This window comes from Bacteroides eggerthii, assembly GCF_025146565.1.
Taxonomy (GTDB): Bacteria; Bacteroidota; Bacteroidia; order Bacteroidales; family Bacteroidaceae; genus Bacteroides; species Bacteroides eggerthii.
This window is the reverse complement of the sequence record NZ_CP102258.1, coordinates 2,947,031-2,968,613: the sequence shown is the minus strand read 5'-3', so window position 1 is coordinate 2,968,613 and position 21,583 is coordinate 2,947,031. Positions and strand designations below refer to the sequence as shown.

Here is a 21,583-nt window from a genome sequence, read left to right as displayed (position 1 = left end):
CGGTTGGTACGGAGAGTACCGCACCGGGGAATATCCTGCGGCCTGCGGGCTTATGCTTATTGCGTCAGTATCTCGTTTCCGTCTTCGGTAATAAGGATCATGCTTTCCCATTGGGCGGAAGGCAGGCCGTCGTCTGTGCATACTGTCCAGCCGTCGGCTTCGTCAATGAAAACATCGTAAGTGCCCATGTTGATCATCGGTTCGATGGTGAACGTCATTCCCGGTACTATCAGCATGCCCGTACCACGCTTGCCGAAGTGTTCCACATCCGGCTCTTCATGGAACTTGACGCCTACGCCATGTCCGCAGAGGTCGCGCACTACACTGTAACCGTTCTTCTCGGCGTGTTCTTGAATGGCGGCGCCGACGTCGCCCAGTCGTACCCAAGGCCGGGCAGCTTGTATGCCGAGGTCGCGACATTCTTTGGTTACTTGTACGAGGCGTTGCATCTCCGGGCTTACCTCTCCGATCATATACATGCGCGAGGCGTCGGAGAAATATCCTTTATATATGGTAGATACATCTACGTTGACAATATCTCCGCTGCGCAGAAATTCTTTGGTGCTGGGGATGCCATGGCACACTACGTCATTGATGCTGACGCATACGCTTTTTGGGAACCCCTCGTACAGGAAAGGGGCGGGAATGGCATCATGGTCTGTCGTGAAGCAATATACCATGTGGTCTATTTCTGCGGTAGACATCCCTTCGCGAATATTCTCTGAAATGTAATCGAGCAATGCGGTGTTTATTTTTGCACTTTCGCGTATGCCTGCCAGTTGTTCTTCTGTACGCAATAAATGTCTTGACGGTAGTTTGTAACCTTCTCTTTTATAATGTTGAATTTTGGCTTCTACTTCATCGGAATAATTTTTAGGAGTAAACCGGACTCCTTTTACGAACTTTTTCATTGCATTTTCTTTTTATGATACTGCAAAAGTACACAATATTGCAGGCGCTTGTACCATCGGAAGCGGAAAAACATTTATCGGAACCGCCTTTTCCTTGTTTTTTTCTTCTCAGGGTGCGTGTGTCTTGTGCCGTTGATGGCATGGTAATAAAAAAGGGATGCTCCTGCGGAACACCCCTTTGACATATCAATGTTTGGTATGAATCAGAACTCATAGTGGAAACCTACTGAAAGGTCCTCGCTGGTGAAGCCAAAGCCATAACCGCTTTCCGTATCCATATAATCGTCTCTGTAACCCAGGAAACCGCATTTGGCAAGTACGCTGAACTTGTCATTCAGTTTGATGGCGATACCCGGTTTGAAACCGATTTCAAAACCGTTTACGGAATCCAAACCTTTTACCTTTTGAGTGGAGAAGCCCAGTCCTCCGTCAATGAAAAGACGGACAACTTTGTTTTCATAATAAGAGTAACGTGCGTATGGTGCAAGGGCGAAGGCATTGTATTTTCCTTCATCCAGCTTGCTGTGTGCAAATGTCAATACACCACCGATAGCCAGTTTCTCGTTCAGGTTGTATCCTACTTCCGGATTCAACGCAAAAGTTGTTGCGTCAAGGTCGTCATTGTGCCATAAAGCCACTGTTCCACCAACATAAACCTGCGCTTTTGCTGATAAAGCAGCCATTGCAACAAATAATAAGATTACAAACTTTTTCATCTTTTTCTTCTTAACTTTTAGTTATACAAATTAGTTATTGAATTGTAATATATAGGAGAAGTCCTATATTTTCGGAGGGCCAAAAGTATAGGTTATATTTGTGCTGTACAAATTTTTAGTTGGTTTTTTATAAAATAAATAGTTTAAGAACGTACAATATATTACTTTTGCGGCGGTAAAAAGATTGTTATATAGGTTGTATTTTTTCAGATGAAGAAGAGTCTTATTGCATTAGCATTCGGTACGTTAGGATTGGGTATTGCCGAATTCACAATGATGGGTATTTTGCCTTATGTTGCCCGAGATTTAAATATTAGTATTCCGGTTGCGGGACATTTCATTTCTGCCTACGCACTGGGAGTGTGTGCCGGTGCCCCTATGCTGATTGTGGCACGCAAACGTCCGTTGAAACATATTCTGCTGGTGTTGATGGCCTTGATGCTGGTGGGGAATCTGGGTGCCGCAATGGCTCCCGATTACTGGTTGCTGTTGGCAGCGCGTTTCATTTCGGGCTTGCCGCATGGGGCATATTTTGGAGTTGCATCTATTGTGGCAGGCAAGCTGGCGGATGAGGGAAAAAGCTCGGAAGCCGTATCCATTATGATAGCAGGCATGACGGTTGCCAATTTGTTTGGCGTACCGCTGGGTACTTCATTGAGCCATATGCTCTCTTGGCGGGTGACATTCTTGCTGGTGGGTTGTTGGGGGCTGATCGTCCTTTATTATATATGGCGGTGGGTTCCTGTGATAGAGGGACTGAAAGATACCGGTTTCAAAGGTCAATTTCGCTTCTTAAAGACACCTGCTCCCTGGTTGATATTGGGGGCGACTGCTTTGGGCAATGGCGGGGTTTTCTGTTGGTATAGTTACATTACACCGTTGCTGACAAATGTCTCAGGTTTTAGCGCTGAAAGCGTGACGGCATTGATGGTTCTGGCAGGCTTTGGCATGGTGGTCGGCAATCTTGTGAGTGGCAGACTTTCCGACAGATATACTCCGGGTAAGGTTGGTACGGTAGTGCAAGGTATGATTTGTATCTTGTTGCTGATGATATTTTTCCTGTCGCCCAACCCATGGTGTTCTGCCATTCTGATGGCACTTTGTACAGCAGGGTTGTTTGCTGTTTCAAGTCCCGAACAGGTGTTGATTATTCGTGTTGCTCCCGGCGGAGAGATGCTGGGTGGCGCTTGTGTGCAAATAGCGTTCAATTTGGGTAATGCTATCGGAGCATACGTAGGTGGATTGGCTCTTAGCGGCGGATACCGTTATCCGGCTTTGGCAGGTGTGCCTTTTGCGTTGGTGGGTTTTGTTTTATTCGCTGTCTTCTACAAGAAATTTCAGGCGAAGTATTAAGTGTTTCAATATTTTTATGTATGTTTGCCCATAAATATTAACTAAACTTGATAAACATGAAGATTTTAGATTTTGCGAAAATAATGCTGTTGTGTGTAATAACTATGGGAATGGCTTCTTGTGGAGATGATATTTATTATACTACAATACAGAATAGTGATGAGAAATTATGTGGAAAGAATTGGGTGGATGAATCGGGAGAAGATGGTGAAGCATATACCTATCTGCTTAAGTTCGGTGCAAACAATAAGGGGCAGGAAGTTACGATAACCTATGAAGCCGGTGGTAAGGTTACTGTTGACCGGGAATTTTCATGGCGTTGGCTGGATGAGAGTAAGGAGGCTATACGATTGACTTTTGCCGATAACACAGCCAAGATATTTGAGAATGTATGGGTACGTGAACATTATTTGTCCGGAAAACTGAACGGAGAAGTGATGATGTTGGTAGATGCGAATTATAAATAGTAAAGGATAAGGAATAATATGATGAAATATTCGAGAGTGTTGCTTCTATGTATTCTGGTATTGGGATTAAGTTCTTGTGAAACGGATGATACGGAATATTGGTTGTCTGGTACATGGGCAGGGCAAGTCGGAGCTCGTGATGCTTCTTTTATCTTCAACGAGAACAGAACCGGCAGTTATCGGATAGAAGGGGGAGACTCCGGTACTTTCGACTGGTATTTTGAAGATGAACAATATTGGGATGCGCCGTCCGGTACAATAATATTGGACTTCGGCCATAATGATAGAGCATGTATTGCGGGTTCATGGGCCGACCGCGTCTCTCTTTCCGGTTGGTATTATGATTATTACGAAGACTATTTGGAGGGCTATGATGGTATTTCCTTAGTCTTGCGTCGAGTGGGATATTGATATAAAAAAAGGAAGGCTGTTTCATGGCAGCCTTCCTTTTTTTATGTTTTGAACTGTATCGTGCGGAACCGCTTTATTTCTGTTTTAGAAACAATTTCTTGAACTCCCCCGGATAAGGTGTTTCAAACTGCATCAGTTCTCCGGTTACTGGATGATGGAAACAGAGCTTGAAAGCGTGCAGCGCCAGTCGGTTGATGGGATTTACCTCTTCCAGTCCATATCGTCCGTCGCCTATAATGGGATGTCCCAAATCCTGCATATGTACACGAATTTGGTTCTTGCGTCCCGTTTCCAGAACCAATTCTACAAGCGAGAAGCCGTTGGCACGTTTTATAGTACGATAATGAGTAACAGACTCTTTTCCGCCATCGTCCGTCGGACTGGAATATACGTAAAGTTTGCGGTCGGTAAGCCATGATCTTACCATGCCGGCATTGTTTTCCATTTCACCTGCAACAACAGCTACATAGCGTCGGTCTGTTACAATGTTATGCCAGTTGTCACGCAATGTGTTCTGTGTCTTTTCGTCTTTGGCAAACATCATCAATCCCGACGTGTCACGATCCAAACGGTGCACGATATATACGCGATGTTGCCTGCCCGACCGTTGAACGTATTCGTTTAATATGGTGTAGGCAGTGCGTTCCTTCTGCCTTTCCGTATTGACGGACAACAGCCCCTGCATCTTCTCGACAACAATGATATAAGCATCCTCATATACTATTTTCAGCAGTCTGTTGCTGAACTCTTTGCGCCCTTTCTCACGACTGATTTGCACTTTCATGCCGGGTTTCAAAGGGAAATTGTATTGTGTGGTGATAACACTGTCTACATATACAATGCGCTTGCTCAATAATGATTTCAGCTTGGTACGACTGGCATCCGGCATTTTGGCAGCCAGGAATTCCATCAGTTCCATAGGCTCCTTCACCATATAGTCCGTATATTGCGTGCGTGCTCTTGCTCTAATTTTTTCTTTTGCCACGAGAATAATAATTTGTGATTAATGATTTAATAGCTCTCTAAAGTTCTATTTCAGCTTCCTAAAGTACTACTTTAGATTTCCCTTCTCTTTATGCCGGATTTTTCAACTCAAGCAATACCACGTTTTCCACATGATGAGTATGCGGGAACATATCCACCGGTTGGACAGCTTTTACTTTGTATTTTGCATCGAGCAACTGTAAGTCTCTTGCCTGGGTGGCCGGGTTGCAGCTTACGTATACAATCCGTTTGGGCTCTGCAAACAGGATAACGTCAATCACATCCTGATGCATGCCTGCGCGGGGAGGGTCGGTGATAATTACATCCGGGCGTCCGTATTCATTGATGAAATCCTGCGTCAGCATGTCTTTCATGTCGCCGGCAAAGAACAATGTGTTTTGTATGCCGTTGATTTCCGAATTGACTTTGGCGTCTTCAATGGCTTCGGGCACATATTCAATCCCGATGACCTGGCGTGCTTGCTTGGATACGAAGTTGGCAATGGTTCCTGTACCGGTATAAAGGTCGTAGACCAATTCGTTACCGGTGAGTCCGGCAAAGTTACGGGCAACTTTGTATAGGTTGTATGCCTGTTCGGAATTAGTCTGGTAGAAAGACTTGGGGCCTATCTTGAAGCGCAGTCCCTCCATTTCCTCAAAGATGTGATCTTTGCCTTTGAAGGTATGTACGTCGAGGTCGGTGATGGTGTCGTTGCATTTATTATTAATAATGTATAGCAAAGACGTTATTTCGGGGAAAGTATCTGCCACATATTGCAATAACTGATTGAACAAAGCCATTTCCTCGTCTTTCTCTATTTTGCAGATGAGGATAACCATCAGTTCGCCGGTACTGGAAGTGCGTACAATCATGTTGCGTAACATTCCTTCCTGAGTGCGCAGATTGATGAACGAATAATCGTGCTCGTAAGCAAAGTCGCGTACGGCATTGCGGATGCGGTTGGATATGTCATCCTGCAGCCAACATTTCTCTATGGCCAATACTTTGTCAAACGCATTGGGTATGTGGAAACCCACCGCATTCATTTGCTCATACACTACATTCTGCCGGACTTCTTCCGTCGTCAGCCAGCGTTTGTTGGAAAAAGTGTACTCGAGTTTATTCCGGTAGAACTCCGTTTTTTCGGAACCGAGTATCGGCAATATTTCCGGAAGTTCTATTTTCCCGATGCGGGTAAGGTTGTCCGTTACTTGTTTTTGCTTATATCGTATCTGCTCAGAATAGGGGAGCACCTGCCATTTGCAACCGCCGCAAACACCGTAGTGCTGGCAGAACGGGACTGCTCTTACGGGGGAGTATTCATGGAACTTCACCGCTTCAGCTTCAGCATAATGATGTTTCTTTCTCTTAATTTGCAGGTCTACTACATCACCCGGAACGACATATGGTACGAAAATTACCAAATCATTGACCTTTGCAATGGCTTTTCCTTCGGCAGCCACATCCGTTATTTCCACCTTCTCTAATAGGGGAAGTTCTTTTCTCTTTCTTGCCACTTTTACACCAGTATAATAAATTCAGTGGCAAAAATAGGTATTTTTTCGGGATTTCTCTCTATGAATTGAAAGATTAAATATTGCAATGTCGAAATTGCATTTTGCATTAAAGTTTTTTCTCAAAAAGTTTTCTAGTCTGTGAAATATACTTAGATTTGCGAACAGAAAAATGGAAAAAATCACAATCAGAAACTTTAAATTTATATTATGGACAAAAAAAGAGTTTATACCTTTGGTAACGGTCAGGCAGAAGGAAAAGCCGGCATGAGAAACCTTTTGGGAGGTAAGGGGGCCAACTTGGCAGAGATGAACCTTATCGGAGTTCCGGTTCCTCCGGGCTTTACAATTACAACAGAAGTTTGCACAGAATATTATGAAATGGGGCAGGACAAGGTTGTTGCCTTGTTGAAGCAGGAAGTAGAAAATGCCATTGCACACGTAGAAACGCTGATGCGTTCCAAATTCGGCGACATAGATAATCCGTTGTTGGTTTCCGTACGTTCGGGTGCACGTGCTTCCATGCCCGGCATGATGGATACAATCCTTAACCTCGGTTTGAACGATGAAGTTGTAGAAGGGTTGATCCGCAAGACCGGCAATGCCCGTTTCGCATGGGATTCATACCGTCGTTTCGTGCAGATGTACGGCGATGTAGTATTGGGTATGAAGCCGGTCAACAAAGAAGATGTCGATCCGTTTGAAGCCATTATAGAAGATGTGAAGCATGCTAAAGGCGTGAAGCTGGATAATGAACTGGAAGTGGAAGACCTCAAGGAGCTTGTAAAGAGATTCAAGGCTGCCGTAAAGGAACAGACCGGAAAAGACTTCCCGACCTGTGCCTACGAACAGTTGTGGGGAGCTATCTGCGCCGTATTCAACTCGTGGATGAACGAACGCGCTATCCTGTATCGTAAAATGGAGGGAATTCCTGATGAATGGGGTACGGCTGTAAGCGTTCAGGCAATGGTGTTCGGCAATATGGGAGACACTTCCGCTACAGGAGTTTGCTTTAGCCGCGATGCTGCTACGGGCGAAGACCTCTTCAACGGCGAATATCTGATTAACGCGCAGGGTGAAGACGTTGTGGCCGGTATCCGTACTCCGCAACAGATCACTATTATCGGTTCGAAGCGTTGGGCCGAACTTGCCGGTGTGAGTGAAGAAGAACGTGCGGCCAAATATCCTTCTATGGAAGAGGCAATGCCCGAAATATATAAGGAACTGGATGCTTTGCAGACCAAGCTGGAAAACCATTATAGAGATATGCAGGACATGGAGTTCACCGTACAGGAAGGTAAACTCTGGTTCCTCCAGACACGTAACGGCAAGCGTACCGGCGCGGCTATGGTGAAGATTGCCACCGACTTGCTGCATCAAGGTATGATTGACGAAAAGACGGCTTTGCTGCGTTGCGAACCCAATAAGTTGGATGAATTGCTTCACCCTGTGTTTGACAAGACGGCTTTGAAGCAGGCCAAGGTTTTGACTCGCGGCCTTCCGGCTTCTCCGGGTGCAGCTTGCGGACAGATTGTGTTCTTTGCCGAAGATGCTGCCGAATGGCATGCCGGCGGTAAGCGCGTGGTGATGGTGCGTATAGAAACTTCTCCGGAAGATTTGGCAGGTATGGCTGTTGCCGAAGGTATCCTGACCGCACGTGGCGGCATGACATCGCACGCTGCTGTTGTGGCTCGTGGCATGGGTAAGTGTTGTGTGTCCGGTGCCGGAGCATTGAACATCGACTATAAAGCCCGTACGGTTGAAGTGGACGGTGTGGTGCTGAAAGAGGGAGATTTCATTTCCTTGAACGGTAGCACCGGTGAGGTTTATAAAGGAAAGGTGGAAACAAAAGCAGCCGAGCTTTCCGGTGATTTTGCCGAGTTGATGCAGTTGGCTGATAAATATACGAGATTGCAGGTACGCACCAATGCGGATACTCCGCATGATGCTCAGGTGGCACGTAATTTCGGTGCGGTAGGAATCGGTCTTTGCCGTACGGAACACATGTTCTTTGAGGGTGAGAAAATCAAAGCCATGCGTGAAATGATTCTGGCGGAAGATGCGGAAGGACGTCGCAAGGCATTGGCTAAGATTTTGCCATATCAGCAGGCTGACTTCAAGGGTATCTTCAAGGCTATGGAGGGTTGTCCGGTGACTGTTCGTCTGCTTGACCCGCCTTTGCACGAGTTTGTTCCTCATGATTTGAAAGGACAACAGGAAATGGCAGATACCATGGGTGTAAGTTTGCAGTATATCCAGCAACGTGTAGAGGCTCTTTGCGAACACAATCCTATGCTGGGACACCGCGGTTGCCGTTTGGGTAATACTTATCCGGAAATCACACAGATGCAGACGCGTGCCATCCTCGGTGCCGCTTTGGAATTGAAGAAAGAAGGTGTGGAGACACATCCCGAAATCATGGTTCCGTTGACGGGTATTCTGTACGAATTCAAGCAACAGGAAGAGGTTATCCGCGCTGAAGCCGCCAAGTTGTTTGCTGAAGTAGGCGATAGCATTGAATTCAAAGTAGGTACAATGATTGAGATCCCGCGTGCGGCTCTTACGGCAGACCGTATTGCTTCTTCTGCTGAATTCTTCTCATTCGGTACGAATGACTTGACGCAGATGACTTTCGGTTATTCACGCGACGACATCGCTTCTTTCCTGCCGATTTATCTGGAAAAGAAGATCCTGAAAGTAGACCCGTTCCAAGTGCTCGATCAGAACGGAGTAGGGCAATTGGTGCGTATGGCTACCGAAAAAGGTCGCGCTATCCGTCCGGACTTGAAGTGTGGCATCTGCGGTGAACATGGCGGTGAACCTTCGTCGGTTAAATTCTGCCATAAGGTAGGTTTGAATTATGTCAGTTGTTCTCCGTTCCGCGTGCCTATTGCAAGACTCGCAGCGGCACAGGCTGCCATTGAAGGCTAAGAAATGAAATGGGCGCCGTAAGGCGAACTGGATAGGGTGAATTAGGCCGTAAATCTTATTTTTATAAGGTTGCGGCCTAATTTATTTGTAAGAATATGAATTTCCGATTTTAATAATTGTATTTTCTTTTCTGCATTTTGTATTTTCTTTCCTATCTTTGCATGCACATACACTTCCTCATAAAACAAATAAATTACTATGAAGCTGACATATACTGCTGTTTTTGCAGATTTAGTAAATGATTTCTATCAGAAAAATGAAATATTGGTAATCTGTCTTGCAGTAATAGTCCTCCTGCTGTTGTTTATCATGATTTTTATTTCTATCAGTAAGTCAAAGCATGTCCAGGCCTTGAAGCGAATGAACGAAGTTGCAGAAGAGAGCCGTCAGTTGCAAAATGCCTTTATTGCAAATATGACCCATGAGATACGTACTCCTTTGAATGTGATTGTTGGATTTACCACGATTCTTGCCGAAACCGATAATTTGGACAAGGAGCAGCGTGTGGCATTTCTGAAAGAGATCAATGAAAACAAGGATGTTCTGCTGCAGCTGGTGAATGATTTGCTGGACTACTCCAAGATTGAAGCCAACACAATGGAGTATAACGATGGTGAGGTGGATGTGAACGCATTGATTCTGGAGACGTGCATAGCCGAGAATGCTCATTCCCGTCTGCCGGGCATACAGGCGGAGTTTGTAGAAAAGCTTCCCCAATGCCGTTTGAGGATTGACCGGGTGCGCTTCGGGCAGGTAGTCGGTAATCTGATACGGAATGCGTTGAAGTTTACCGAGCAAGGTTGTGTGAAGGTCGGCTGCCGAAGGTTGAGCAATCAGAACTTCTATTTCTACGTGGCCGATACCGGGTGTGGCATTGAAGAGGAGAGCAGGCGTGCAATCTTTGAGCGTTTTGTCAAGATGAACTATAATATTCGCGGAACAGGTTTGGGGCTTTCTATTTGTAAATCTATAATAGAACATTACGGTGGCGGCATTGGCGTAGAGTCTAAGAAAGGGGAAGGATCCACGTTTTATTTTACGCTGCCCGCCAAACTTGAGTATATGGAATACGGTAAGTTTTAATCAGCCGTTGCTGTCCCTTCATAGGCATATAAAAAGCGCATCTGCGTTGCCTTTTACGGCTTATAGATGCGCTTTTACAGGATTTTATAAGGGGATTATTTCATTCGTTTGCCCACAGCATCCCAGTCTACGATGCTCCAAAGAGCGTTGACGTGGTCGGCGCGTTTGTTCTGATAATCCAGATAGTATGCATGTTCCCAGACATCGAAGCCCAGCAGCGGAGTCAGTCCTGAACGTACGGGGTTGCTTCCGTTCGCTTCTTTGGTGATATGCAGTTTTCCGTTTTTATCCACCGACAGCCATGCCCAGCCGGAGCCGAACAGGCCGACTGCCGCTGCATTGAATTCTTTCTTGAAGTTCTCAAAGCTGCCGAAGTCACGTTTGATGGCTTCTGCCAGTTTCCCGGTGGGTTCGCTTTGCGAAGGTTTGGGAGAGAATTGCAGGAAATACAATGTATGGTTCAGCACTTGCCCGGCATTATTAAATATGGCACCGTCGGGTGCGGTAGCTACGATGGTAACTAAATCCTTTTTCTCATACTCTGTACCCGGAACAAGATTGTTCAGGTTGTTTACGTATGTTTGTAGATGTTTACCGTAATGGTAATCTATTGTTTGCTGACTGATTACAGGTTCCAGCGCGTTGTTGGCGTAAGGAAGTTTTGGCATTTCATGTGACATAATCATTATCATTAAAGACATTAATAACGTATTCATAAGTTCAATTATTTAGTTTTGAAACTTTATTATACTAACGTGATAACCTATGGAATTGTTCGCTGGTGTCCGAACCTTTTTCTATCTTTGCACAGAACTTTACCCGATAGATTATTAGGAATATGTCCGATTATATACAAGAACTGAATGAAGGACAGCGTGCTGCGGTGCTCTACAACGACGGTCCTTCGCTGGTGATAGCCGGTGCGGGTTCGGGAAAAACTCGTGTGCTGACCTACAAAATAGCTTATCTGCTGGAAAACGATTACCAGCCCTGGAACATTCTTGCACTCACATTTACCAATAAGGCAGCTCGTGAAATGAAGGAGCGTATTGCCCGGCAGGTGGGTGTGGAGCGTGCCCGCCACCTTTGGATGGGGACATTCCATTCCATATTCTTACGTATTTTGCATGCGGAAGCCGCACAGATAGGATTTACCTCAAGATTCACCATTTATGATACGGCAGACAGCAAAAGCCTGTTGCGCTCTATCATCAAGGAGATGGGGTTGGATGAAAAGGTGTACAAACCGGGGACGGTGCAGGCCCGCATTTCCAATGCCAAGAATCACCTTGTGTCTCCTGCGGGCTATGCCAACAATAAAGAGGCTTACGAAGGCGACTGTGCTGCCAAGATGCCTGCCATACGCGATATTTACCGCCGTTACTGGGAGCGTTGCCGGCAGGCGGATGCAATGGATTTCGATGATTTGCTGTTTTACACTTTCCTGCTTTTCCGCGATCATCCGGATGTGCTTGCCCGTTATCAGTCGCAGTTCCGTTACATTCTGGTAGACGAGTATCAGGACACGAACTTCGCCCAGCACAGTATCGTGCTCCAACTGGCCAAGGAGCACCGGCACGTCTGTGTGGTGGGCGATGATGCACAGAGCATTTATTCTTTCCGGGGAGCGGATATTGACAACATACTGTATTTCACAAAAGTATATCCGGGCACGAAGGTCTTTAAACTGGAACAGAACTACCGCTCCACCCAAACAATCGTTTCTGCAGCCAACAGTCTGATAGAAAAGAACCAAAGGCAAATCCGCAAGGAAGTCTTTTCGGAAAAAGAAAAAGGAGAAGCTATCGGAGTGTATCAGGCGTACAGTGATGTGGAGGAAGGCGATATCGTGATCAATAAGATAGCCGAATTGCGCAGGCAGGGAAACTATGCCTATTCGGACTTTGCCATATTATACCGCACGAATGCGCAGAGCCGCGTTTTCGAGGAAGCCATGCGCAAACGCAGTATGCCGTACCGCATCTATGGAGGTTTGTCCTTCTACCAGCGTAAGGAGATAAAAGACACAATCGCCTATTTCCGCCTCACTGTCAATCCGAATGATGAAGAAGCCTTTAAGCGTATCATCAACTATCCCGCACGTGGAATAGGCGACACTACTGTAAGCAAAATCACCGCTGCCGCTACCGACCACAATGTAAGTCTGTGGACTGTGCTTTGCGAGCCGCTGACCTACGGAGTGAATATAAACAAGGGGACAGTGACCAAACTGCAAAGTTTCCGTGATCTGATGACCGGCTTTATTGAGAGCGTTTCCGAGAAAAACGCCTATGAACTTGGTACGGAGATCATTCGCCAGTCGGGCATCATCGGTGACGTCTGTCAGGACAACTCTCCCGAAAACCTCAGCCGCAAGGAGAACATCGAAGAGCTTGCAAACGGCATGAGCGACTTTTGCGCACAGCGGCAGGAGGAAGGCAACAACAACATCACACTGGGCGATTTCCTTTCGGAAGTTTCTTTGCTGACAGATCAGGATTCGGACAAAGACGGGGACGATGAAAAGATAACCCTGATGACCGTACATTCTGCCAAAGGACTGGAGTTCAGGAATGTTTTTGTGGTGGGCATGGAAGAGAACCTGTTTCCCAGCGGTATGGTGGGCGACTCTCCCAGGGCGTTGGAAGAAGAACGGCGTTTGTTCTACGTGGCCATCACTCGTGCGGAAGACCACTGCTTCCTTACCTATGCCAAGAGCCGCTACCGCTATGGCAAAATGGAATTTGGAAGTCCCAGCCGCTTTTTGAAGGATATTGATGTGCGTTTCCTCAAATTGCCGCAGGATGCCGGGTTGGGGCGCAGGGTGGACGAGAGTGCCGCATCTTTCCGTTCTCGCACCCGGCAGGAAGTCATTGCTCCGACCGTCCCCCGTAACCTAAAACGTGTGACCCCTTCCATGGGAACGGCATCTTCTTCGCCGGCAGGCACAGTCGGCAACATCGTGCAACAGGGGCAACTGATAGAACACGAACGTTTTGGTCTGGGCGAAGTGATGAAGGTGGAAGGCGAGGGCGATAATGCAAAAGCCACCATCCGTTTCAAAAATGCGGGAGACAAGCAACTTCTTTTGCGTTTCGCACGTTTTAAAGTGATAGGGTGAAAGAACTGTCTGCCATTAGGAGCGTAGCGAAGAATGGCAGATACTCTTGATATAAATTTCAATATTTGCTTACATAAAATAGCTCATTAATAAAACTTGGTTCCGTTTTACTAAAATTCGACTGACGATTTACTAAAACTCCGGAAGAATTTTAGTAAAATTCCACCGGAATTTATTAATGACCCGAAAAGCCTTTGTTGGCGGCGGGTGTAGAGGAATAGATACTAATAAGAAAAAAATATACAACGAAGAATATGACAGATAAAGATTTCGACCTTTTTCCTTCTCCTTGTTACATCATGGAAGAAGAGCTGTTGAGGAAGAACCTCGAACTGATAAAGAGTGTTGCCGACCGGGCAGGAGTGGAGATTATTCTTGCTTTCAAGTCCTTTGCCATGTGGCGTTCGTTTCCTATCTTCCGGGAGTACGTGGAACATTCTACGGCAAGTTCCGTCTACGAAGCCCGCTTGGCGCTGGAAGAATTCGGCAGTAAGGCCCACACCTATTCTCCGGCATATACGGAAGCCGGTTTTCCGGAGATTATGCGATGCAGCAGCCATATCACATTCAATTCATTGGCTCAGTTCCGGCGTTTCTATCCCATGATTCAGGCGGACGGGCAGGGCATATCCTGCGGCATACGCGTCAACCCGGAATATTCGGAGGTGGAAACCGAACTGTACAACCCATGCGCTCCCGGCACCCGCTTCGGTGTGATGGCCGAACAACTCTCCGATGTGCTGCCGCAGGGAATTGACGGGTTCCACTGCCATTGCCATTGCGAATCGTCTTCTTATGAGTTGGAGCGTACGCTGGAGCATTTGGAAGCGAAATTCTCCCGTTGGTTTCCGCAACTAAAATGGCTGAACCTGGGGGGAGGACATTTAATGACACGCAAGGATTACGATGTGGAACATCTGATTCGCCTGCTTCGCGGATTGAAAGAGCGTTATCCTCATTTGCGCATTATTCTGGAGCCGGGATCTGCATTTACCTGGCAGACGGGAGTGCTGACCTCTGAAGTGGTGGATCTTGTGGAAAACCGCGGCATACGTACCGCTATTCTGAATGTCAGTTTCACCTGCCATATGCCGGATTGTCTGGAGATGCCCTATCAGCCGGTTGTCCGGGGGGCTGAAATGGGAAATGACGGTCCGTATGTCTATCGTCTGGGTGGCAATTCTTGCCTGAGCGGCGACTATATGGGGATGTGGAGTTTCGACCATGAGCTGCAAATCGGAGAGAGAATTATTTTTGAGGACATGATACACTATACAATGGTAAAGACGAATATGTTCAATGGAATTCACCATCCCACCATTGCCATGTGGACAAAGGAGGGGAAAGCAGACCTGTTCAAGCAATTTTCTTACGAAGATTATCGTGACCGAATGAGTTGATAATCAAAAGTCTGCTTTCTTTTTGGATGGAATGTCCAATTTTATGTGTGAAAAAAGTGCGCGGAATGTTTGCAGGTTTAAGGAAAATATCTACCTTTGCAACCGCAAACGCGGAAATAGCTCAGTTGGTAGAGCATAACCTTGCCAAGGTTAGGGTCGCGAGTTCGAGTCTCGTTTTCCGCTCAACGTTTTGGTTGCAATTACCTAATGCCCAGGTGGCGGAATTGGTAGACGCGCACGTTTCAGGTGCGTGTGTCGAGAGGCATGCAGGTTCGAGTCCTGTTCTGGGCACAAAGGTAGGAGCAACGTTCTATGAAATGTTTAGAATATGTCGGAGAGGTGGCGGAATTGGTAGACGCGCTACTTTGAGGGGGTAGTGACAATTATGTCGTGGGAGTTCGAGTCTCCTTCTCTTCACATATCATTTTGCGGAAATAGCTCAGTTGGTAGAGCATAACCTTGCCAAGGTTAGGGTCGCGAGTTCGAGTCTCGTTTTCCGCTCTTTTCTTTGATTTAATGATTGCCCAGGTGGCGGAATTGGTAGACGCGCACGTTTCAGGTGCGTGTGTCGAGAGGCATGCAGGTTCGAGTCCTGTTCTGGGCACGCTCTTTATTGGAAGGGCATCATTTTGCGGAAATAGCTCAGTTGGTAGAGCATAACCTTGCCAAGGTTAGGGTCGCGAGTTCGAGTCTCGTTTTCCGCTCTTTCTATAACAAACAAGAAATCCCCGTAAGTATTCGCTTATGGGGATTTTTTTTGTTTTATTTTTTGGTTTTCAGCAATAGGGGAGGGCTCATTCCTTTTTCAAGGAGAAGCCGAGCATCATGCCGTCGTAATTGTCTGCAAGCGAACCGATCGTTTTCAGGGTGGTGCTGTTGCTTTTACTGGAAATCAAGGTTATCAGTTTTAGGAGTTTGTCCGAGTTGAACAGCAAATCCATATTGGTGGAAGTGCAGTTCACTTTGGCATTGAGTGGAATCAGTTTCATGAATTTCAAATTCGCTTTTTGCTCGGAAGCGTCGTATGAATAAGTCCCTTTCAGGGATTTTGCACCGACTTTGGCGGTGAAAGTGCTGTCTGCATTAAAAGTAAAAGACATTTGTCCGGCTGTGATGCCCACTTTTGCCAACTGCTCGTTCAGTTTGTTTTCGGCGGCATTAGCGGCAACCGAACCGCCTGCTTTCTGCAACAGGTTATCCGACTCGAACTCAATGGCCGAACCGGTATACACCCATGTCCCTTCCATGCTGGCAGTGCTTTTGCCGGTTACGGAATTCACCACCTTTTCGATGTTCTCTTTATTGAATAAGTCTTTCAGTGATTGCGCCTGACTGTTGGAGGCCATTAGCAATGCGGCAACAAATATGTGCCAAAAAACAAATTTTTTCATTTTGGTTATAATAATTACGGTTTGGAATTGATGTTTTTGTTTATCTGTTCAATGTAGTTCAGCAGTTCTTCCCGGCCCATTCGGTTTTCGGAGGATGTGACGAAATAAGGGGGAAGCTCTTCCCATTGTTCGTGCAGCTTCTCCAGATAGTGGCGGATATTGCTGTTTATCTTGCCGCCTTTCAGCTTGTCGGCTTTGGTGAAAACGATGGCAAAAGGCACTCCGTTCTCGCCCAGCCATTCTATAAAGGAAAGGTCGATGGCTTGCGGCTCATGGCGGCTGTCGACGAGGACAAAGAGGCTGGTCATTTGCTCGCGTTGCAAGATATAGGTCTCTATGATGCGCTGAATTTGCTCCTGTCCTTTCTGTCCGCGTCTGGCGTAACCATAGCCGGGAAGGTCGACGATATACCAGTTCTTGTTGATCAGGAAATGATTGATGAGCATTGTTTTTCCGGGGGTTGCGGATGTCATGGCAAGCCCTTTCCTTCCTGTCAGCATATTGATAAGGCTGGATTTTCCAACGTTGGAACGTCCGATGAAGGCGTATTCGGGGAATGTCCCGCCGGGGCATTTATTTACGTCTGTATTGCTGATGACGAATTCAGCGCTTGTTATCTCCATTCGATTGTCTCTTTTTATAATTGTTTCTTCTTGCAAAGGTAATACTTATTTCAAAAAACTTTGTTCTTAAGGGGGAATTCTCTCTATCTTTAAATGGAATGGGCTGTATTTCGGCAGTACAATTTCAAGTGGACCTGATTGAATTGCACTCAATTTGCACTATCTTTGCATCAAAAGTGAAGATAAGCCGCACCTCGGCATAAAAAATGAACAAGTTCATTTTATTCTGCTCTCGGTTTGCATTATCTTTGTCCGCAATTAGGAGATTTTTAAATATGAATGGACAATTTCCCTCAATATTACTGGAGAAAGCGGTGAATGAGTTCGCCAAATTGCCGGGTGTGGGCCGAAAGACGGCCATGCGGCTGGTGCTTCATCTGCTGCGCCAGGATACGGCAGTGGTGGAGGCTTTTGGCAACGCTATTGTTACATTGAAACATGAAGTGAAATACTGCAAAGTGTGCCATAATATTTCTGATACGGAGACTTGCCGCATCTGCTCCAACCCTCAGCGTGATTCTTCCGTAATTTGCGTGGTGGAAAATATACGTGATGTGATGGCGGTGGAAGCGACGCAGCAATTTCGCGGACTGTATCATGTATTGGGTGGAGTGATTTCACCGATGGATGGAATAGGCCCCGGTGATTTGGAAATAGAGAGCTTGGTGCAGCGGGTGGCCGGCGGCGGCATTAAGGAAGTTGTATTTGCCCTCAGCACTACAATGGAGGGTGATACGACTAACTTTTATATTTACCGTAAGCTGGAGAAGTTGGGGGTCAAGCTGTCTGTGATAGCGCGTGGCATCTCTGTGGGAGACGAGTTGGAATATGCAGACGAGGTTACTCTCGGACGTAGTATCGTGAACCGCACCCCATTTACGGGTTCGGTATGACATAATTCAAAAACTAAGTACATGGAAGAAAAGATAAAGCGGGCGGCATCCCGCGTGAAGATGTCATTTGTATATTTTTGGCTGCTGCCTGTATTTCTCGTGATATTCGGTGAAACGGGTGGGGCATGGGTCGGCCTTTATGCGGGAGATGTACGTGCTGCGTATTTTGCGGAGACTATCACAATTCTGCTTACAGCCCTATCGGTTCCTGCATCCCTGAAGCTCTTTTCGTGGGTGCTGGTCAGGAAGATAGATGCTGTCTCCATCTCCGATGCACTGCGTTTGTATGTGCTGTGGAGTGGGGTGCGTCTGGCTCTGCTTGCCATACCGGTGGTGGCGGGATTCCTCACTTATTATATGGTATTGAGTAATAAAGGGGTGCTCTGCGCTTTGATAGCTTTGACTGCGTCATTATTCTGCCTGCCCGGAGAAAAACGTTTGCGTGAGGAATTGCATATAGATAAAGAACAATGAAGCCTTCTTATTCAGAATGAAACCTTCTTATTTTGTAAGTGAACGCATACGCCTTCGTGCCATGGAGCCGGAGGACTTGGAGACAATGTATGCTATGGAGAATGACCCGCAAACGTGGGATGTCACAAACTTTTCTGTACCATACTCCAAATATGTGTTGAAGCAATACATGGAGAATTCCCAGTGTGATATGTTTGCCGACCGTCAGTTGCGCATGATGATTGTGCGTTGTGAAGATAATGCCGTAGTGGGCACTATCGATATTACGGATTTTGCCCCGATGCATTCTCGTGGTGAGGTGGGGATTGCGGTGCGCAGGGAATACCAGGGTAAAGGATATGCTTCCGATGCATTGAGGCTTTTGTGTGACTATGCTTTCGGCTTTCTGTTTCTGAAACAGCTTATAGTCCACGTTGCGGCTGACAATGAAGTGAGTCTGCGCCTGTTCGGTTCTTTGGGCTTTGTACGCTGCGGGCTGCTGAAAGAGTGGTGGTTTGTGGGTGGAAAGTTTAAAGATGTCATCTTGATGCAGCGTATCCGTCCTGAGAAGAGTGCGTTGGATAAAGAGTAGCCGGGGAGAAAGCCTGATTACCGTCAGTTAAAAGTGGGTATTTGTGGAAAACGTGACCACATTTCATATTTTCCGCCAAGATTGCTAAGTGCATTCTTCCACGTATTTTTTTCGGATTTTTCGTCCATGAGTGAGGAAAAGTCCGCATTGTCTACCAGCCAGGTGTTTTCTTCTATCTCCTGCTTCAACTGTCCGGGTTCCCAGCCGGAATAGCCGAGGAAGAAACGTATTTTTCCTTTAATGGAATTTCCTTCTGCCATGAATTGCCTGATAGCGGCAAAATCACCGTTCAGGTAGATTCCGTTGGCTACCGGGAATGAGTCTGCTATGTTTTCCAGCGTGTGCAGGTAGAAAAGGGTATCTGTGCTGATTGGTCCGCCTTTATAGATAGGGATATTTTCCCGGCAGTCTATCTCACTTAGTAAATCATTCAGAAAAAGAGGTAATGGTTTGTTCAGTATTAGTCCCATTGTTCCGTCCTGTGCATGGTCCACTAATAAGATGACAGAACGCCCGAACATATGGTCGCACAAAAAAGGTTCGGATATAAGAATCTTTCCTTGTGTAGGAACTATATGGTTAGTTTCTATTTTGAATATGTCTGTATTGATATACATGCCCCCAAATTAAGTGTTTTTCTATAAAAGAGCAAATTATATTTCTCTTTTTTATGAGAAAAAGTGTCTTTTGGGAGATTTTAGAATTTTACTGCCGGTATCTTTATCTGGGAAAAGGTACCGGCAGTGACGGTGTATATCTATTTTATCGGATGATTTTCTGCAAAAACTGCCATACGCTCGTCCAACTGGGCGTATTGATGATCCTGAATGAATGAAGTGCAAGCACGCAAACCTTGCTGGTGGCTTCCGGTAGTGACCAGGGAAATGGCACTCACTCCGTAGTACATCAGCTCCTTGGCAAGTTCACCGCTGCTCATGCCCGGATAGCCGATAGTGAAATAAAACCCGTCTGCTACGGGCTCTCCGAGGTCATTGTCGTATACCAAATGGAAACCATGACGCAGGAAAATCTCTTTCAGCCGTCGTGCCCGTTCTCCGTACACTTTTACTTCGTTCAGGAAGTTATATTTGCCTTCATTGGCCGCTTTCAACATAGCAGCAAGTGCATATTGGGCAGAATGGCTGGTTCCGGAAGAAAGAGCGTACAGGACACGATGAATGAATACGGTGCCGAATGTACCACCGCCGTAACGCTTTGTCAGCCCTGAATATGTCCGGTGATAAAGCTTATCAGATATACAACTCACTCCGATGCGTTGTCCTGCATAGCTGAATGCTTTGGAGCCCGAGATGAGTAATACGTAATGGTCGGTGTAATGAGCTACGGAAGGCTGATACGGTGCTTGGAACGGCTTGCTTAAATCCTGACGGAAATCCATAGCAAAATAGGCGAGGTCTTCCAAAACGATTACGTCGTATTGAGTGGCAAGTTCACCGATAATACGGAGCTCCTCTTCTTTCAGGCATATCCAGCTCGGATTGTTCGGGTTGGAGTAAACAATGGCGGAAATATTGCCTTTCTTGAGATAACTTTCCAACTTTTCTTTCAGTTTGTCGCCACGATAATCATACACGTCAAAAGTTTCATATTTCTGTCCCATTACCACCAATTGCTGCTTTTGTACGGGGAAACCGGGGTCGATAAACAGGATTGTATCTTTTTTCTCATCACACTGGCTGCATGTAAGGAATGAGGCAAAAGTTCCCTGCATGGAGCCGGTTACGGGCACACAGCCTTCCGGCGCCACATCTACATTGATGAATGCTTTGATGAAACGGGATGCTTCTTCTTTCAATGCAGGCAACCCGTTGATGTCCGGATAAAGGCTTGCTATTCCTTGCTGCAGTGCGTCGATCTCCGCCTTTACGCCTACGGCCGAGGGCGGGAGTCCGGGGACACCCATCTCCATCTTTATGAATTCCACACCTGAAGCCGCCTCTGCTTTAGCTGCAATGGCTTTTACTTCGCGGATAGTAGCTTTTGCAAAGTCTGCAATATGAAAATCTTCGATAGTCTCATCGATTAATCTACGTTCAATAGGGGTATTTTTCATGATTTCTATTTTTTTTATCTCTGCAAAGGTAGTATAAATCTCTTATAATCAACCAATGTTAAAAAAAAGATGATTTTTTTTCTTTTATACTATTGCAGATTTAAAAAAAACATCTACCTTTGCAACCGCAATCGAGAGAGATAGCGACGGAAAAATGAAATCATGGTGCGTTAGTTCAGTTGGTTAGAATACATGCCTGTCACGCATGGGGTCACGGGTTCGAGTCCCGTACGCACCGCGAAAGTAAATAGCAAATTAAAGCAAAGCTCTGAAATTCAAGGATTTCAGAGCTTTTTCTTTTTCTCCGCTTCGGTAAAAAATAGCAGTTTTAGGTAGTTCTCACGTGGCTTATTCGTGGGACTTTTTGAAAGCTGTTTTTGCTCCCACGAATTGACGCATTTGTCTTTGATTGTCAGTGTTTATAAACCGCAAAACGTTTTGTGATGCTTTTCCAAATCACTTTGTGAGCATTTTGCACCTGTTAACACAAAACGAATTGCGATTTTTATTTATTTTCCAGAATCATTTAAGCAGCTCTCAAAGGGAGTTTAAAAGTTCTTCAAATCATTCTAATTCCTATCTTTATATAAATCTTAGGGAAAATGTATGCATAATGTAATCAAGATATCATACTCTGTCTTTCCTTTGGTGTTGTAAGAATAGTGA

The 21,583-nt window shown here is 46.0% G+C and carries 19 protein-coding genes and 7 tRNA genes; 17 read left to right on the top strand and 9 right to left on the bottom strand.

The genetic code is table 11. The features are described 5' to 3' along the window. Positions 1–56: 56 nt before the first annotated feature. The gene (map, locus tag NQ546_RS12300) at positions 57–911 is read right to left on the bottom strand and encodes a type I methionyl aminopeptidase (protein ID WP_004290819.1); all 855 of its coding nucleotides are present in this window, start codon (positions 909–911) and stop codon (positions 57–59) included. Between the two features lie 203 nt (positions 912–1,114). Continuing rightward, positions 1,115–1,627 (bottom strand): outer membrane beta-barrel protein, encoded by a 513-nt coding sequence (locus tag NQ546_RS12295; protein WP_004290821.1) that lies wholly within the window; start codon positions 1,625–1,627, stop codon positions 1,115–1,117. A gap of 210 nt (positions 1,628–1,837) precedes the next feature. On the opposite strand from NQ546_RS12295, the gene araJ reads away from it, so the two are divergent. The 3 genes from araJ to NQ546_RS12280 are packed head-to-tail and all read left to right on the top strand — an operon-like array spanning position 1,838 to position 3,858. Continuing rightward, entirely contained in the window at positions 1,838–2,980 is a 1,143-nt protein-coding gene (gene araJ, locus NQ546_RS12290; protein WP_004290822.1) for an MFS transporter AraJ, read from the top strand. Positions 2,981–3,036: 56 nt separating this feature from the next. Continuing rightward, positions 3,037–3,447 carry a hypothetical protein gene (locus NQ546_RS12285; RefSeq protein WP_004290823.1) on the top strand — a complete coding sequence of 137 codons (411 nt, stop codon included), beginning with the start codon at positions 3,037–3,039 and terminating at the stop codon, positions 3,445–3,447. 18 nt (positions 3,448–3,465) lie between these two features. Continuing rightward, the gene (locus NQ546_RS12280; RefSeq protein ID WP_004290824.1) at positions 3,466–3,858 is read left to right on the top strand and encodes a hypothetical protein; all 393 of its coding nucleotides are present in this window, start codon (positions 3,466–3,468) and stop codon (positions 3,856–3,858) included. 73 nt (positions 3,859–3,931) lie between these two features. Here NQ546_RS12280 and NQ546_RS12275 read toward each other — a convergent pair whose 3' ends face one another. Both NQ546_RS12275 and rlmD read right to left on the bottom strand, forming a co-directional pair. After that, a complete protein-coding gene (locus NQ546_RS12275; RefSeq protein WP_004290825.1) occupies positions 3,932–4,843 on the bottom strand; it encodes an RluA family pseudouridine synthase in 912 nt (303 codons plus the stop codon). Positions 4,844–4,931: 88 nt separating this feature from the next. Next, positions 4,932–6,359 carry a 23S rRNA (uracil(1939)-C(5))-methyltransferase RlmD gene (rlmD, locus tag NQ546_RS12270; protein ID WP_004290826.1) on the bottom strand — a complete coding sequence of 476 codons (1,428 nt, stop codon included), beginning with the start codon at positions 6,357–6,359 and terminating at the stop codon, positions 4,932–4,934. Positions 6,360–6,566: 207 nt separating this feature from the next. Here rlmD and ppdK point away from each other — a divergent pair, with 207 nt between their 5' ends. After that, positions 6,567–9,287 (top strand): pyruvate, phosphate dikinase, encoded by a 2,721-nt coding sequence (gene ppdK, locus NQ546_RS12265; RefSeq protein WP_004290827.1) that lies wholly within the window; start codon positions 6,567–6,569, stop codon positions 9,285–9,287. Between the two features lie 198 nt (positions 9,288–9,485). Further along, positions 9,486–10,370: a sensor histidine kinase gene (locus tag NQ546_RS12260; protein WP_004290829.1), complete on the top strand. Its 885-nt coding sequence runs from the start codon at positions 9,486–9,488 to the stop codon at positions 10,368–10,370. A gap of 95 nt (positions 10,371–10,465) precedes the next feature. Here NQ546_RS12260 and NQ546_RS12255 read toward each other — a convergent pair whose 3' ends face one another. Beyond that, entirely contained in the window at positions 10,466–11,086 is a 621-nt protein-coding gene (locus NQ546_RS12255) for a superoxide dismutase (protein ID WP_021939917.1), read from the bottom strand. 122 nt (positions 11,087–11,208) lie between these two features. On the opposite strand from NQ546_RS12255, the gene NQ546_RS12250 reads away from it, so the two are divergent. The 8 genes from NQ546_RS12250 (at position 11,209) to NQ546_RS12215 (ending at position 15,595) form a co-directional block, all read left to right on the top strand. Continuing rightward, a complete protein-coding gene (locus tag NQ546_RS12250; protein ID WP_004290831.1) occupies positions 11,209–13,491 on the top strand; it encodes an ATP-dependent helicase in 2,283 nt (760 codons plus the stop codon). Positions 13,492–13,745: 254 nt separating this feature from the next. Further along, positions 13,746–14,891, top strand: a complete 1,146-nt coding sequence (gene nspC, locus NQ546_RS12245; RefSeq protein WP_004290832.1) for a carboxynorspermidine decarboxylase — start codon at positions 13,746–13,748, stop codon at positions 14,889–14,891. Positions 14,892–15,001: 110 nt separating this feature from the next. Continuing rightward, positions 15,002–15,074: transfer RNA gene (locus tag NQ546_RS12240), tRNA-Gly, on the top strand. Positions 15,075–15,100: 26 nt separating this feature from the next. Further along, positions 15,101–15,182 (top strand) — tRNA-Leu (locus tag NQ546_RS12235). Positions 15,183–15,224: 42 nt separating this feature from the next. Continuing rightward, positions 15,225–15,308, top strand: a tRNA-Leu gene (locus tag NQ546_RS12230). An 11-nt stretch (positions 15,309–15,319) separates the two neighbouring features. Beyond that, a tRNA-Gly gene (locus NQ546_RS12225) sits at positions 15,320–15,392 on the top strand. A 21-nt stretch (positions 15,393–15,413) separates the two neighbouring features. Next, positions 15,414–15,495 (top strand) — tRNA-Leu (locus NQ546_RS12220). Between the two features lie 27 nt (positions 15,496–15,522). Then, positions 15,523–15,595, top strand: a tRNA-Gly gene (locus NQ546_RS12215). A gap of 90 nt (positions 15,596–15,685) precedes the next feature. Here NQ546_RS12215 and NQ546_RS12210 read toward each other — a convergent pair. Together NQ546_RS12210 and yihA are read right to left on the bottom strand one after the other, a co-directional pair. Continuing rightward, positions 15,686–16,282, bottom strand: coding sequence for a DUF4923 family protein (locus NQ546_RS12210; RefSeq protein ID WP_004290833.1), 597 nt, complete (start codon positions 16,280–16,282; stop codon positions 15,686–15,688). Positions 16,283–16,296: 14 nt separating this feature from the next. After that, entirely contained in the window at positions 16,297–16,905 is a 609-nt protein-coding gene (yihA, locus tag NQ546_RS12205; RefSeq protein ID WP_004290834.1) for a ribosome biogenesis GTP-binding protein YihA/YsxC, read from the bottom strand. A 275-nt stretch (positions 16,906–17,180) separates the two neighbouring features. Here yihA and recR point away from each other — a divergent pair, with 275 nt between their 5' ends. The 3 genes from recR to NQ546_RS12190 are packed head-to-tail and all read left to right on the top strand — an operon-like array spanning position 17,181 to position 18,843. Next, positions 17,181–17,798, top strand: coding sequence for a recombination mediator RecR (recR, locus tag NQ546_RS12200; protein WP_004290835.1), 618 nt, complete (start codon positions 17,181–17,183; stop codon positions 17,796–17,798). Positions 17,799–17,819: 21 nt separating this feature from the next. Continuing rightward, positions 17,820–18,272: a hypothetical protein gene (locus tag NQ546_RS12195; RefSeq protein WP_004290836.1), complete on the top strand. Its 453-nt coding sequence runs from the start codon at positions 17,820–17,822 to the stop codon at positions 18,270–18,272. 16 nt (positions 18,273–18,288) lie between these two features. Beyond that, positions 18,289–18,843 carry a GNAT family N-acetyltransferase gene (locus tag NQ546_RS12190; RefSeq protein WP_004290837.1) on the top strand — a complete coding sequence of 185 codons (555 nt, stop codon included), beginning with the start codon at positions 18,289–18,291 and terminating at the stop codon, positions 18,841–18,843. Between the two features lie 23 nt (positions 18,844–18,866). Here NQ546_RS12190 and NQ546_RS12185 read toward each other — a convergent pair whose 3' ends face one another. Continuing rightward, on the bottom strand, positions 18,867–19,460 hold the full coding sequence (locus NQ546_RS12185; protein ID WP_004290838.1) for a YqgE/AlgH family protein: 594 nt from the start codon (positions 19,458–19,460) through the stop codon (positions 18,867–18,869). A 140-nt stretch (positions 19,461–19,600) separates the two neighbouring features. Next, positions 19,601–20,917 (bottom strand): aminotransferase class I/II-fold pyridoxal phosphate-dependent enzyme, encoded by a 1,317-nt coding sequence (locus NQ546_RS12180; protein WP_004290839.1) that lies wholly within the window; start codon positions 20,915–20,917, stop codon positions 19,601–19,603. A gap of 164 nt (positions 20,918–21,081) precedes the next feature. On the opposite strand from NQ546_RS12180, the gene NQ546_RS12175 reads away from it, so the two are divergent. Then, positions 21,082–21,155, top strand: a tRNA-Asp gene (locus NQ546_RS12175). Positions 21,156–21,583 lie beyond the last annotated feature (428 nt).